General features: G+C 75.5%; 9 protein-coding genes. 7 read left to right on the top strand and 2 right to left on the bottom strand.

The window, feature by feature from the left end; genetic code table 11:
* Positions 1-34 precede the first annotated feature (34 nt).
* Positions 35-1,522 carry an FUSC family protein gene (locus OTB16_RS07320; RefSeq protein ID WP_267719242.1) on the bottom strand — a complete coding sequence of 496 codons (1,488 nt, stop codon included), beginning with the start codon at positions 1,520-1,522 and terminating at the stop codon, positions 35-37.
* Between the two features lie 406 nt (positions 1,523-1,928).
* Here OTB16_RS07320 and OTB16_RS07315 point away from each other — a divergent pair, with 406 nt between their 5' ends.
* From OTB16_RS07315 to OTB16_RS07295, 5 genes are all read left to right on the top strand, one after another.
* Positions 1,929-2,438 carry an NUDIX hydrolase gene (locus OTB16_RS07315; RefSeq protein ID WP_267719095.1) on the top strand — a complete coding sequence of 170 codons (510 nt, stop codon included), beginning with the start codon at positions 1,929-1,931 and terminating at the stop codon, positions 2,436-2,438.
* Between the two features lie 196 nt (positions 2,439-2,634).
* The gene (gene lanKC / locus OTB16_RS07310; RefSeq protein WP_267719094.1) at positions 2,635-5,295 is read left to right on the top strand and encodes a class III lanthionine synthetase LanKC; all 2,661 of its coding nucleotides are present in this window, start codon (positions 2,635-2,637) and stop codon (positions 5,293-5,295) included.
* Positions 5,292-5,423, top strand: coding sequence for a SapB/AmfS family lanthipeptide (locus OTB16_RS07305; RefSeq protein WP_267719093.1), 132 nt, complete (start codon positions 5,292-5,294; stop codon positions 5,421-5,423). The genes lanKC and OTB16_RS07305 overlap by 4 nt, the downstream gene beginning before the upstream one ends.
* 224 nt (positions 5,424-5,647) lie before the next feature.
* A complete protein-coding gene (locus OTB16_RS07300; RefSeq protein ID WP_267719092.1) occupies positions 5,648-7,561 on the top strand; it encodes an ATP-binding cassette domain-containing protein in 1,914 nt (637 codons plus the stop codon).
* Entirely contained in the window at positions 7,558-9,414 is a 1,857-nt protein-coding gene (locus tag OTB16_RS07295) for an ATP-binding cassette domain-containing protein (RefSeq protein ID WP_267719091.1), read from the top strand. The genes OTB16_RS07300 and OTB16_RS07295 overlap by 4 nt, the downstream gene beginning before the upstream one ends.
* A gap of 101 nt (positions 9,415-9,515) precedes the next feature.
* Here the strand turns inward: OTB16_RS07295 and OTB16_RS07290 are convergent, their stop codons facing one another.
* Complete coding sequence (locus OTB16_RS07290; protein ID WP_267719090.1) at positions 9,516-10,124, bottom strand: response regulator transcription factor; 609 nt, start codon at positions 10,122-10,124, stop codon at positions 9,516-9,518.
* 224 nt (positions 10,125-10,348) lie between these two features.
* Here OTB16_RS07290 and OTB16_RS07285 point away from each other — a divergent pair, with 224 nt between their 5' ends.
* Complete coding sequence (locus OTB16_RS07285; protein WP_324290777.1) at positions 10,349-11,023, top strand: MarR family winged helix-turn-helix transcriptional regulator; 675 nt, start codon at positions 10,349-10,351, stop codon at positions 11,021-11,023.
* 129 nt (positions 11,024-11,152) lie between these two features.
* Entirely contained in the window at positions 11,153-14,272 is a 3,120-nt protein-coding gene (locus tag OTB16_RS07280; protein ID WP_267719088.1) for an AfsR/SARP family transcriptional regulator, read from the top strand.
* Positions 14,273-14,302 lie beyond the last annotated feature (30 nt).

Raw genomic sequence — 14,302 nt, 5'->3', positions numbered from 1 at the left:
CGTCACGGCCGGGCCCCGCGGGCGCCGGGGTGGCTCAGGCTCGGACCAGGGGGCTCCGGGGGTCGCTGCGCAGGGGCGCCGCCAGCTCGGCGAGGGCCCGCTCCAGGCCGTGCAGGTGGACCAGGGCGGCCGGTTCGGTGGCGGCGGGGCGGACCTGCGTGGGCCGCTCCAGCTCCCGTTCGCCGGCGGTGAGCGCCTCCACCGCGGCCTCGACGCGCCAGCAGGCGGCCGCCAGGCGGGCGTCGTGCGAGGCCGCCGGGTCGGCGGCGACCGCGGCCAGGCCGCGCACCTCGCGCGCGCATTCGTCCAGCAGGGCGATGACCTGCCGGGCCCGGGCCTTGCGGGCGCGGAACGGGCTGAGCGGGTGCACCAGCGGGGCGAGGGCCATCCGTACCCGCGCGAGCAGCAGCTCCAGCTCGGCGGCGTGCGGGGCGGGGTCGGCCCCGGCCGTGTCGGCGAGGCGGGCCGCCGCTTCGCCGGTGGCCGCGTGCACGCAGCGCAGGGCGCGCTGGATCCAGGCGTGGTTGGTGGCGTGGGTGGTGACCGGGAGCACGAGGACCACGGCGAGGGCGGCTCCGACGGCGCCGATGGCGGTCTCCTGGAAACGCAGGAGCAGGAGGCCGGGGTGCAGGACCCCGAGGAGCCCGTAGAGCAGTCCTGCCATGACGGTGACGAAGAACATCATCCAGGAGTACGAGGGGGCCGCGGTGTAGAAGATCCCGAAGACGCACACGGCGACCAGTGCGGCGGTCGGGGCGGGCGCCCCGTGCAGCGGTACGGCGATCAGCAGCCCCGCGGCGATGCCGGCGACGGTGCCGACGACGCGGCGGAAGCCGCGGACCAGGGTCTCGCCCCGGGAGGCGGTGTTCACGAAGATCCACCAGGCGGTGCCGACGGCCCAGTACCAGCGGTCCTCGGAGAGCGCCTGCCCGATGCCGAGGGCGAAGGAGCAGGCCAGGGTGGCCTGGAAGGCCTGCCGGGTGGTGGGCCGGGCGATCCCCTTGCCCGGCAGCCCGGGCGGGGCGGCGGCGGGCGGGGTGCGGCGCTCGATGGGCCACAGGACGAAGCGCACGGCGGCGGACGCCAGCAGCGCCAGCCCGACGGCGGCGAACAGCTCGGGGAGCTGGGCCGGTACGGCGTGCAGGAACTGCGTCACGAAGAACATCATGAAGCCGAAGATCCCGAGGGCGTGTCCGCGCGGGCCGAAGCGGCGGGCGTAGACCCCGGCGAAGACGACGGCGAGGAACGCGCCGTCGCGGGCGAGCGGTACGCCGTGCAGCGTGGTGGCCAGCGCCAGCACCGGGAACCCGGCGGCCGGGAGCAGGGCGGTGGTGATCCGCTGGGCGCGCACGGTGGGGTCGAGCACGGTGAAGAGGCCGAGCAGGGCCGCCAGTCCCCCGGTGATGGAGGCGGTCAGGGAGAGCCCGGCGAGCTCGGCCGTCAGCACGGCGAGCGCGACGCCGACGACGGCGCGGGACGAGGTCCTCAGCCTCAGGCGCCCCGGATCCGGAGCCACGAACATCCTCTTCACGGCGGTGTGCCGCCCCCCTCGCGATGGCGCACGCCGGCGCGCGGTCCGCCCGGGGGTGGTGGGCGGCGTACGGGCACGGCGAAGGCGCCGCGCTCCGGATCGGCTTCGTTGCCGTCCGGCGCCGCGCAGCGCCGTAAGTACATGGATACGCCACAGATAACCACCTGCGAGGGCATTGGCTCAAATGGACTCCCTGAAACTGGGCCAATGGCACAGCCTGAAGCCGCGATCACCGGCCACGAGCGGACCAACGGACCGGCTCGGCGGCATGCCCGCGCCTCGGCGTCGGCCGGGTGGCGGGGAGCGCCGCCGGATCGCGGGAGGCCGCGAAGGAGATCCGGTGCGCCGGACGGGAGCGGGGTGCGGGAGGCCGGCCCACGTGGGTGAAGATGACCGGATGAACCAGGAGACGGGCCGTGGGGCCGGGACGATCGCGGACGAGCCGCAGCGGGGCGGCTTCCGGCTGGCGGCGTACGCCGTGTGCGTCGAGGACGGGCGGGTCCTGCTCGCCCATCACGCGTCGGGGTGCTGGACCCTTCCGGGCGGCAGGGTCGAGCACGCGGAGGATCCGTTCGACGCGGTGGTCCGGGAGTTCGCCGAGGAGACCGGCTGCGACGCGGTGGTCGACCTCCTGCTGGGCGTGGACTCGCGGGTGATCCCCGCGTCCGAGGCGCACGCGGGCGTCTCTCACCAGAACGTGGGCGTCTTCTACCGGGTCCGCATCACCGGCGGCGTGCTCCGGCCCGAGCCGAACGGCGAGATCGTCGGGTCGGCCTGGACCCCGTTCCCCGAGGTCGCCTCCCTGCGCCGGTCCTCCCTGGTCGACGTCGGCCTCGCCCTGGCGCGGAGCCTCCCGGCGACCGGCCACGTCGCTCCGGTCCCGGTCACGGGGCTGGTCGAGCACTGAGGCACCGCGCCCCCGGCGGGCCCGATGGGCCCGCACGCCTGCCGATGATCGGAAAGTTTCCCTCCCGGACCGCTTCCTGAGCGTTTCCGTTCCAAGTGACGCATGCGTACTGCACGCCCCATCGGTGACAGCCGTGACTGTCGCGGTGCCCGCCGCGGGTGACACGGTAAGTCCGCAGCCGACCGAGGGAGCAGGAGTGAACAAGGGGTACGCCGCCTTCTGCGACGCCGACCAGTGGTTCTACGACGCGCCGTACCGGCGGGCCGAGGAGAACTACCGGGCCGCGCTCGCCCCCGTACCGCAGGGGTGGCAGTCGCACCGCAGCGGGGACTGGTACGCGTTGCGGCCCCTCGGATGCGAACTGCCCTCCCAGGGCTGGAAGATCCACGTCTCGGCCTGCCTGGACAACGCCGAGTCCGTGCTGGAGCGGGTGTACGACTACTGCACGGCGCGGCACATCGCCTTCAAGTTCGTGCCGAGCCGCTACCTGCTGCACCTGCGCAATGCCAAGTACGCCGACCGCGCTGCCAGCGGGAAGTTCCTGACCGTCTACCCGGCGGACGACGAGCAGTGCCGGCGGATCGCCGAGGACCTCGACGCCCTGCTCGGCGGCGAACCCGGCCCGTACATCCTGAGCGACCTGCGCTGGGGCGCGGGCCCCGTACACCTGCGGTACGGCAGCTTCACCCTGCGGCACTGCTACGACGAGCACGGCGAACTGGTCCCCGCGATCGAGGACCCGGCCGGCGTGCTGGTGCCGGACCCGCGCGGGCCGGTGTTCCAGCCGCCGGCGTGGCTCGAGCTGCCCGGCTTCCTGAAGCCGCACCTCGACGCCCGGTCCGCCGTCACCCTCGCCGGGGTTCCCTACACGGTCGAGCGGGCCCTGCACTTCTCCAACGGCGGCGGGGTGTACGCCGGCCGCGACACCCGCACCGGTGAGCCGGTGGTGCTCAAGGAGGCACGGCCGTACGCGGGTCTCGCCGCCGACGGCGCCGACGCCGTGAAGCGGCTGCACCGGGAGCGGACGGCCCTCGAACGGCTGGCCGGGCTGGACCGCGTACCGGAGGTACGCGGCACCTTCACGGTCGGCGAGCACCACTTCCTGGTCATGCAGTACCTGGAGGGCAAGCCGCTCAACACCTACTTCGCCCACCGGCACCCGCTCATCGAGGCAGACCCGGACCCCGCGGAGCTCGCCGCCTACACGGACTGGGCGCTGAAGATCCACCGCCTGGTGACCGAGGCCGTCGACGCCGTGCACGCCCGGGGGGTGGTCTTCAACGACCTGCACCTCTTCAACATCATGGTCGCGGAGGACGAGGCGGGCGAACCGTCCGTCGCGCTCCTGGACTTCGAGGCCGCCGCGCACATCGACGAGGGGCTGCGGCAGACGGTCGCCAATCCGGCGTTCGTCGCGCCGCCCGGGCGCCGCGGCTTCGCCGTGGACCGCTACGCCCTCGCCTGCCTGCGGCTCGCCCTGTTCCTGCCGCTGACGAGCCTGCTCGTACTGGACCGGGCGAAGGCCGTGCACCTGGCCGACATCGCCGCCGGGCAGTTCCCCGTACCGCGCCGGTTCCTCGACGAGGCCGTCGAGGAGATCCTCGCCGGGCCGGACGGGGCCACCGCCGGGAGCGGGGGCGGGAGCCGGGGCGGGCGGATACCCGCCCCGGACGGGCCCTACCTCCCCGTGGAGCCCGGCGACTGGGCGGCGGCCAGGGACTCGATGACGGCGGCGATCCGGGCCTCGGCCACGCCCGACCGCGAGGACCGGCTCTTCCCGGGCGACATCGCCCAGTTCGCGGCGGAGGGCGGCGGCATCGGCTTCGGGTACGGCGCGGCCGGGGTGCTGTACGCCCTGGCCGAGACCGGAGCGGCGCCGTGGCCCGAGGCCGAGGAGTGGCTGCTGGCCCGAACCAAGGAACCCGGCTCGGGAACCCCGCTCGGCTTCTACGACGGGCTCGCCGGAACCGCGTGGACCCTGGAGCGGCTCGGCCACCGGGACCGGGCGCTCGCCCTCGCGGAGCAGCTGCTGCGTCAGCCCTGGCAGCACGTCGGACCGGACCTGCACGGCGGACTCGCCGGCATCGGACTGGCCCTGGACGCGCTCGGCACGTCCACCGGGGAGGACGCCCTGCACGACGCGGCGGTGCGCTGCGCCGAACTGGCCGCCCGCTCGGTCCCGGAGCTGACCCGCGCGGGCCTGCTGCACGGCGCATCCGGGCCCGCGCTGCTCTTCCTGCGGCTGTACGAGCGCACCGGCGACCGGGACTACCTGCTGCGCGCCGGCGACGCCCTGCACCGCGACCTCGACCACTGCGTGACCAGCGTGTTCGGCACGCTCCAGGTGGACGAGGGCCGGCGCACGATGCCCTACCTGGGCGCGGGCAGCGTGGGCATCGGCATGGTGCTCGACGACTGGCTGGGGCACGCCGCGGACCCGCGGTTCGAGCAGGCCCGGCTGGAGATCGTACGGGCCGCCCAGGCGACCTTCTACGCGCAGCCCGGGCTCTTCCGCGGCGCCGCCGGAATGATCCTCCACCTGGCCCGGACCACCACGCCGGGGCCCGGCACCCGGGATGCCGACATCGCCCGCCAGATCGACGCGCTGGCCCGGCACGCGGTGCCGTACCGGGGCCGTCTGGCCTTTCCCGGCGAGCAGTTGATGCGCCTGTCCATGGACCTGTCCACGGGCACCGCGGGCGCCCTGCTCGCCCTCGGCGGCGCCGCGCCCGGCGGGCGCGCGCAGCTGCCGTTCCTCCCGCCGCCGCGGCGCGCCGCGGCGGCCCCAGAGCCGGTCCCGAACCCCGGGGCCGTGACCCATCGGAACACTCCTTCGAAGAAGAGGAAAACGACATGACCCTTCTCGACCTGCAGTCGATGGAAACCCCCAAGGAAGAGACCACCGAGGCCGCGACCGGCGGTGGCAGCCGCGCCAGCCTGCTCCTCTGCGGAGACAGCAGCCTGAGCGTCACGACCTGTAACTGACACAGGTCCTACCCGGGCCCGGGCGGTTCGCCGCCCGGGCCCGCACCACATTCCGCACACCACATTCCGCACAGCACATCCCGCACAGCACATCGCGCATCACCTCCGCACGCTCCGTCCCGCAGCACGTTCCGCACCTGTGTCGGGCGCCCGCCGTCCGGTGCCGGTGTCCGCCCCTCCCGTCCGCGCCCGATGTCCGCACCACACGTCTGGAGCATCCGCCGATGACCCCGCCCGATCCCACCGGCGAGGCGGCGCTCGCGCACAGCGGTGACCGGGCCCTGGTGGCCGCCGCCCGGCACACCGCGGGGCGGACCGCGGCCGTCGGCGCGTGCTCGGTCGCCGCCGCCTTGGCGGCCCTCGCCGAACCGGCCGTCCTCGGCCACACCCTCGACCTGCTGCTGCGGCGTGACCCGGCCGGCCCCACGTGGACCCTGTGGTGCGCCGCGATCGTCCTCGCCGAAGTCCTGCTGGACGCCCTGACGACCCTGCTGACCGGGCAGGTGGACGGCCGTTCCACTGCCTGGCTGCGGCGACTCGGGCTGGCCCGGCTGCTGGGGACCTCCCCGCACCACGCGCAGCGGTACGCGCCCGGGGAGCTCGCCGCGCGGCTGACCGCCCACGCCACCGAGGCGGGCACCGCGCCGGCCGCCGCGGCCGGCGCGGTCGCCTCGCTCCTGCCGCCGGTCGGCGGGCTCGTGGCCCTCTTCCTCATCGACGTGTGGACGGCGCTCGCCTTCGTCGTCGGCATCCCGCTGCTGGTCGTCCTGCTGCGCGCCTTCGCCCGGGACTCGGCCGCCAGCGTCTCCCGCTACCAGCGGGTGCAGCTCGTCATGGCGGGCCGGCTCGTCGAGGCACTCGCCGGGGCCCGGACCATCGCCGCCGCCGGGACCGTGGGCCGGGAACGCGCCCGGATCCTGGCAGGACTGCCCGAACTCGGCGTCGAGGGGCGGCAGATGTGGCGGGTCTACGGCGGCACGACCGCCCGGACCTCGGCCCTGATGCCGCTGCTGCTGTACGCGGTCCTCGCCGTGGGCGGCATGCGCCTGGCGGCCGGAGCCCTGGGAGTCGGCGCGCTGCTCGCCGCCGTACGGTACGCGGGCCTGGCGGCCGGGGTCGGCGCCGTCACCGGGCGGCTGGCGGCCGTGGTGCGCGGCCGGGCCGCGGCCCGGCGTACCGCCGCCCTCTTCGTCCTCCCCGAACTGACCTACGGTACGGCCGAGTTGCCCGAGGACGGGCCGGGCACCCTGGAGCTGCGCGGCGTACGGGTGGTGCGCGCCGGGAAGGCGGTCCTGGACGACGTCAGCCTGCTGGTTCCCGGCGGCGCCACCGTCGCCGTCGTGGGCCGGTCCGGAGCGGGCAAGACCCTGCTCGCCGCCGTGGCCGGGCGCCTCACCGACCCCGACGCCGGCGAGGTGCTCCTCGACGGGGTCCCGCTGGCGCTGCTGTCGGCGCGGGCGCTGCGGGCGGCGGTGGGCCACGCCTTCGACCGGCCGGCCCTGCTGGGCGGGACCGTCACCGGCGCGGTGTCCTTCGGCGCGGAGCCGCCGCCGGCGCCCGGCGCGGTCGGGGCCGCGGTCCGGGCGGCCGGAGCCGAGCCGTTCGTCAGGCGCCTGCCCGACGGCTACGACACCCCGCTGGCAGACGCCCCGCTGTCGGGCGGCGAGTTCCAACGCCTCGGTCTGGCACGGGCGTTCCTGAACGCGGGCCGGCTGCTCGTGCTCGACGACGCCACGTCCGGCCTCGACACCGTCACCGCGCGCGAGGTCGAGCGGGCGCTGGCGCACGCGGTCCGGCCGGGCACCCGGATCGTGGTGGCCCACCGGATCTCCTCGGCGGCCCGGGCCGATCTGGTGGTCTGGCTGGAGGACGGCCGGGTCAGGGGCACGGGCGGCCACGCCGCGCTGTGGCGGGACCCGGCGTACCGGGCGGTGTTCGCCGCCCCGGCCGGCACGGAGACGGCGGCGGGCCCGGAGGCCGGAGCCGAAACCGGCGCGGCGGGTGAACCGTCGGCTTCGGCCGGGCCGTCCGTACGGAAGACGGAGGGTGCTCCGGGAGCCGGGCCGGGGACCGGGCCGCGGCCCGCCGTCGGAGAGCCCGCCGTCGGAGAGCCCGCCGTCGGGGAGCCCGCCGTATGAGCGGCGGCGAGGGATCCTGGGGACGGGTGGCCCCGGAGGCCCGCCGGTTCCTGCGCGGCCGCACCCGCACGCTCGGCACGCTCGCGCTCTGGTCGCTGCTGGAGTCCGCGCACACCTTCCTCGGCGGATACGGCGTGGCCCGTGCGCTCGACGACGGCTTCCTGGCGGGGCGGACCGGAACCGGGCTCGCCTGGCTCGGCGTCGCCGGGGCGGGCGCGCTCCTCGGCGGGCTCGCGCTGCGCGGGGTGTTCGCCGGGCTCGCGGACCTCGTCGAACCGCTGCGGGACGGGCTGGTGCGCCGGGCCGTGCGCCACGCCCTGGACCGGGCGGTGGGCGATCCGGCCCGCGCCGCCGACGCGAGCGCGGTGTCCCGGCTGACACAGCAGACCGAGATGGCGCGCGACTCCTTCGCCGGGCTGGTGCTGACGGCCCGTTCGTTCCTGTTCACCACCGCGGGCGCACTGGCCGGCATGGCCGCGCTCGCGCCCGTCCTGCTGCTGGTCGTGATCCCCCCGCTGCTGCTGGGGCTTGCGGCGTTCCTCGCCACGCTGCGTCCCATGGCGGCCGTGCAGCGCGCGGCCCTGGACACCGACGAGGCCCTCGCCGCGCGGGTGGGCGAACTGGCCGCGGGACTGCGCGACGTGGTGGCCTGCGGAGCCGGCCGGGCGGCGGCCGCCGGGGTGGAGCCGCTGATCGCCGCCCAGGCGAAGCTCACCGGTCGGCTCGCCCGCTGGGGGGCCGTCCGCACGCTGGCCCTCGGCTGCGCGGGGCGGGCGCCCGTCGTCGCCCTGCTGGCGGCCACGCCCTGGCTGCTCGGCCGGGGCGTCACCGCCGGGACCCTCGCCGGCGCGCTGACCTATCTGGTGCAGTCGCTGCTGCCCGCGCTCAACACCCTGATGGCCGCGCTCGGTTCCGCCGGGACCCGGCTGGTGGTGGTGCTGGAGCGGTTCTGCCCGCCGCCTGCCGCCCCCCTGCCGACGCCACCGCAACCGCAACCGACGCCGCCACCGACGGCATCCCGGCCCGCGTCGGCGAAGGCGGCCCCCGGCACGGGCAACGCCCACGCCCGCGGCCCCGCCGCCGGCCCCACCCCCGGTCCCGTGCGGCCGGGCGTGCCGGCCGCGGAACTGCGGGGGGTGACCTTCGCGTACGGGCCGCACGCGCATCCCGTACTGGACGCGCTCGACCTGACCCTGCGTCCCGGCGAGCACCTCGCGGTAGTCGGGCCGAGCGGCATCGGCAAGTCCACGCTGACCGCCCTGCTCGCCGGGATGCTCACCCCCGACCGGGGCACGGTGCTGGTGGCCGGTGCACCCGCGCGGCGGCGGCCGGGCGGCCCCCCGGACCCGCGGCGGACGCTCCTGCCGCAGCAGGCGTACGTGTTCACCGGCACGGTCCGCGAGAACCTGACCCACCTGTGTCCCGAGCCGGACGCCGTGCCGCAGGCCCGGCTGCGGCGGGCCGCGGACGCGCTGGGGACGGCGGAACTGCTGGAGCGGCTCGGCGGCCCCGACGCGGTCGTCGACCCCGGCGCGCTCTCCCAGGGCGAGCGGCAGCTGCTGGCCCTGACCGCCGCCCACCTCTCCCCCGCCCCGCTGCTCCTGCTCGACGAGGCCACGTGCCACCTCGACCCGCGGACCGAGGAACGGGCCGAGCGGGCGCTCGCGGCCCGCCCCGGCACCCTGGTCGTGGTGGCCCACCGGATCTCGTCGGCGGTACGGGCCGACCGGGTCCTCGTACTCGACGGGACCCGGGCGGTGTGCGGCACGCATGCGGAACTCCCGGCCAGGTCGCCCCTGTACCGGGATCTCGTCGGGATGTGGGGCGCGGACGGCGGGGTCGCGCCGGGCTGAAGACGGCCGGATCACGCCGGCACGGAGCGGGTGGCGTGCGCCGGGGCGGGGTCTGTCGGGTCTCGTGGGGCCGGACCGCCCGCGTGCGCCGGGCGCGGGGTCTACACCCAGCCCTTCCTGCGGGATATCCGTATGGCGTCTATGCGGTTGCGGGCGCCGGTCTTGCGGGTCACGGCGGCCATGTAGTTGCGCACCGTTCCGCTGGCCAGGTGCAGGGCGCGGGCGATCTCGGCGACCGAGTCGCCCTCGGCGGCGCGGGCCAGCACGCTCAGCTCGCGGGCACTGAGCGGCACGGGGTCGGCCTCCATGAACGCGGAGGCCAGGGACGCGTCGATGAAGCGCTCGCCCGCGGCGAGCTTGCGCACGGCGCGGACGAGCCGGCCGGGGGAGCCGTCCTTGTCCACGTATCCGCGGGCCTCGGCCTGGAAGGCCCGGCCGAGCGTGCCCGGGGTACCGGCCGTGGCCAGCACGAGGAGCGGGGTGGGCGGGGCCAGTACGCGGCGACGGGAGCGGCCGTCACCCGCCAGGACGGCCGTCGCCCCCGGACAGTCGACGTCGACGACCGTCACGTCCGGACATAAGGTCTCCGCGCGCCGTGCCGCCGTATGCCACCCCGTCGACGTGACGTCGAAGTCCCCTTCGGATCTCAGCAGGGCGGCGAGGGCGGACCCGACGAGACTGACACTGTGCAGGACGAGCACTTTCGTCATCACTGACTCTCCTTGGGGACTGACTCCTGAGCGGCATCAACCGGCTGCCCCGGTACCGGGCGGACGGAACGTGGCCGCGGGGGGCGTGCGGGGGCGCGTGGCCGGAATGGGGCGCCCCTCGAATGCAGCCGTGCGCCGCCGTGCCCACGCGGTGCTCCACGATCACCCCGGCGCGGGCGCGCCCCTTCCCATCGGGGGCACACCTGCGCGCAAATGGCGCGCTCATGCCCCTCGACGCGCTCATTTCGAGCCATCATGACGCCGCCTCGCCGTGCCGGACGAAGCCGCGGCACGGCTCTCGTCCGCCTGACCACGCGCTGTTATCGTGCAGCGCCCGCAAGACCTACGGAGGGGGACCAAAGGTGACGCGCTCGGGGGAATCAGGAGCGGCGGAGGCGTTCAGCCGTGCCGCGGTGGCGGTGTTCCGGCTGAACGGACGCTTCACCGCGGCGCTCGACCGGCTCGCGCTCCCCAGCGGACTCAGCGCCGCGCGCTGGCAGATACTCAGCTCGGTCGCGGCCGAACAGCTCTCGGTGTCGGATGTGGCCCGGCGGGTGGGGACGTCCCGGCAGAGCGTCCAGCGCATAGCGGACCTGCTGGTGGCACAGGGTCTGGCGGCCTACTCGGACAATCCGGCCCACCGGCGCGCCAAGCTGCTCGCCGCCACCGAACAGGGCCTGGCGGCGATGCGGGAGGTCGATTCCTGCCTCGCCGAACTGACCCGGCAGCTGTCCGAGCGGCTCGGCGGCGCGGAGGAGACGCGCCGTTTCTCCGAGGTGCTGCGGGGCCTGTCGGACACGCTGTCCTCGCTCCCCGCCGCGGAGGCACCCCGTCCGGAGGCGAGGTCCGGGCGCCGGAAGAGTCGACCGGAAAACACCCCTGTTTTTCCCAACTGTTGACTGCACTGGGGATTCCTCCTTGCGGTAGCGTTCCGGCCTGAAGCGGGGGCTTCACTGCCGGGGGACGTTTTGAATCGGTTTGTCTTCAGAGTGCTGGGACCGCTGGTCGTCCAGACCGATGAGGGACCGTTGCGGATCAATGGACGGCGCCAGGCCACCGTCCTCGCCATGCTCGTACTGAACGCCGACCGCGTCGTGTCGGTGGACACCCTTGTGGATGCCGTCTGGCCCGAAACACCCCCCGCGACGGCCCGCAACCAGATCGCCATCTGCGTCGCGACCCTGCGCAAGTCGTTCAAGCAGGCCGGGGTGTCCGACCTGCTGATCACCTCTCCCCCCGGCTACCTGCTGGCCAAGGGCGAACACCGGGTCGATGTGCAGGAGTTCGCGGAGCGGTCCGAGCAGGGGCGCGACGCCGCCCGGCACGGACGGGCCGAGGAGGCCTGCGCGCTCTTCGAGGAAGCGCTGAGCATCTGGCGGGGGGCCGCGCTGGACGAACCCGCGGGCTCCCGGCTCGAGGCGGAGGCGACCCGGCTCGAACAGATGCGGCTCGCGCTGATCGAGGAACGGGCCGGGCTGATGCTCCAGCTGGGCCGGCACCGGGCCCTCACCGGCGAACTCTCCGAGCTGGTGGCACGGCACCCGCTGCGCGAGCAGTCCCGCGAGCACCTCATGCTGGCCTTGTACCGTTCGGGGCAGCGCGCCGAGGCGCTCGACGCGTTCCTGCACGGCCGGCGGCTGCTGATCGAGGAACTCGGGATCGAACCCGGTCCGGGGCTGCGGCAGTTGCACGATCTGATCCTGCGGGACTCCCCGGAGCTGACCCGGCCCACGACCGCCGAGCCCGCCGCGCCGACCGCCCTTCACACCATTCCGGCCCAATTACCCCCGGACGTGATGGCTTTCACCGGACGGCAGCGGGAAATGGCCGCTCTGGACCGGCTGTTGCGCGAGCCGTACACCCCGCACACTCCGGCGCTGGCGACCATCGTCGGCGTCGGCGGGGTGGGCAAGACCGCGCTGGCCGTCCACTGGGCCAGCCAGGTCGCCGACCGGTTCCCCGACGGCCAGCTCTTCGCGGACCTGCGCGGCTACGACGAGGAGAACGCCCCGGTCTCCCCCGCCGCCGTGCTCGACCGGTTCCTGCGCGCCCTCGGGATCGGCGCTCCGCAGATCCCGGCGGACTCCGACGAGCGCGCCTCCCTGCTCCGCAGCCTCCTCAGCACCCGCAAGACGCTGATCGTCCTGGACAACGTCCGCTCCTTCCCCCAGCTCAGACCCCTGCTCCCCGGCGGCGGCCGCAGCGTGGTGCTGGCGACCAGCCGGGAGAGCCTGGGCGACCTGACCGGGGACTACACGGCGCTGCGCATCCGGCTGCCGATGCTGGAGCCGGCCGAGGCGACGGCCCTGCTCACCAAGCTCGCGGGCGCCGAGCGGTTCGGCAGCGACCCGGTGGCGGTGGAGCAGCTGGGCGCGCTGTGCGACTGCCTTCCGCTGGCGCTGCGGATCGCCGGAGCCCGGCTGGCGGCCAAACCCGGCCTGAGCGTACGGAACCTCGTGGACCGGCTGCGCGACCAGCGCCGCCGGCTCGACGTGCTGAGCCCGGGCCAGGGCGGGGTCCGGGCCGGGTTCCGGCTCACCTACCGGGACCTGCCGCCGGAGGCGGCCCGGATGTACCGGCGGCTCGGGCTGCTGCGGACGGCGGACTTCGCCTCCTGGGCGGGGGCGGCCGTACTGGACACCGACGTGTGGCACGCGGAGGAACTGATCGACCAGCTGGTCGACGCGCAGCTGCTCGAGGTCGCCGAGACGGAGCCCGGGCGGGCCGCACGCTACCGGTTCCAGGACCTGCTGAAGCTGTTCGCCCGGGAGCGGGCGGAGTCGGACGAGCCCCCGGGCGAGATCGACGCCGCCCTGGAGCGGGCGTTCGCGGCCTGGCTGTGGCTGGCCGAGGAGGCGCACCGGCGGATGGACGGGAGGGAGTTCCCGGTCGGGCGGGCGGCGGCGCCCGCCCCCCGAAACCTCCCCGAGCTCGCCGACGAGCTGCTGGCCTCGCCGATGGACTGGTTCGAGTCGGAGCGCACCGCCGTGACGGACCTGGTGGCGCACGCGGCGGAGACGGACCGGGTGCAGTACGCGTGGACGCTGACCGAGAGCGCCGTACCGCACTTCGAGACGAAGAACTACCTGGAGGACTGGCAGCGGTGCGCCGAGCAGGCCCTGGCGTCGGCGCGGCGCACCGGTGACGTGCCCGGCGAGGCGACGATGCTGCGGCTGCTGGGGTCCCTGGCGATCTACCAGCGGCGTTACGAGCAGGCGGAGGGCTGGAACATGGCCGCCCTGCGGCTGCTGCGCAGCACCGGGGACACGGGCGGCGCGGCGCTCGCGCAGCGGAACCTGGCGATGTGCGCCCGGTTCCAGGGGGACTGGGAGCGGGCCCTGGAGTTCTGCGAGGCGGCCCTCGGCGGCTTCCACGCGTCGGGTGACACGGGCAACGAGGCGCACCTGCTCGGTTTCCAGGCCCAGATCGAGCTGGACCGGGGCAACGCCGGAGCCGCGCTGCCGCTGGCGGAGCGGGCGTTGGCGCTGAGCCGGCGCACCGGGTCGGTACGGGCGGAAGCGCAGTCCCTGTACCGGCTGGCCGAGGTGCGGCTGCGCGGCGGGGACTTCGACGAGGCCTCGGAGTCGTTCCGCGCGGTGCTGCGGCTGACCCGGGGCGAGGGCGACCGGGTCGGGGAGGCGCACGCGCTGCGCGGGATCGGCCAGGCCCAGTGGAGCCAGGGCCTGCTGTCAGCGGCGGGGGTGACGCTGCAACAGGCCCTGGAGATCACCGATGAGCTGGCGGACCGTTTCCTTTACGCACGGGTGGAGACGGATCTCGGGTGCGTCGAGGCGATCGGCGGCCGTACCGCGGAGGCGGCGGAGCGGTTCCGGCGTGCGTGTGCCGCGTTCGGCGAGGTCGGAGCCCAGCCCTGGCGGGCCCAGGCGGGCCGGCTGCTGGCGGCGGTGCGAGGCGTGGGCGGGGAACCGGGTGGCGGTTCGGGGACGGGCGGCGCGGAGGGCCGGGACGGCGCCGGGAGCCGGGACGGTGCCGGTGGCCCGGGTAGTACCGGTGGTGCCGGTGGCCCAGGTGGCGCCAGTGGCGCGGGGGGCCGGGGCGATGCGGGGAGCCAGGCCCTGGAAGGGCGGGCGCATCGTTCCTTCACTCCGGAGGAGCTGACCCGGCTGCTGGTCGACCCCGCGAACTGAGGTCCGCGGCGTTCCGCGGCGGTCGCGGTC

The organism is Streptomyces antarcticus, assembly GCF_026627255.1.
In the GTDB taxonomy this organism is placed as follows: Bacteria; Actinomycetota; Actinomycetes; order Streptomycetales; family Streptomycetaceae; genus Streptomyces; species Streptomyces antarcticus.
Note: the sequence above shows the minus strand (reverse complement) of the source record. Positions and strands in the feature narration are given on the sequence as shown.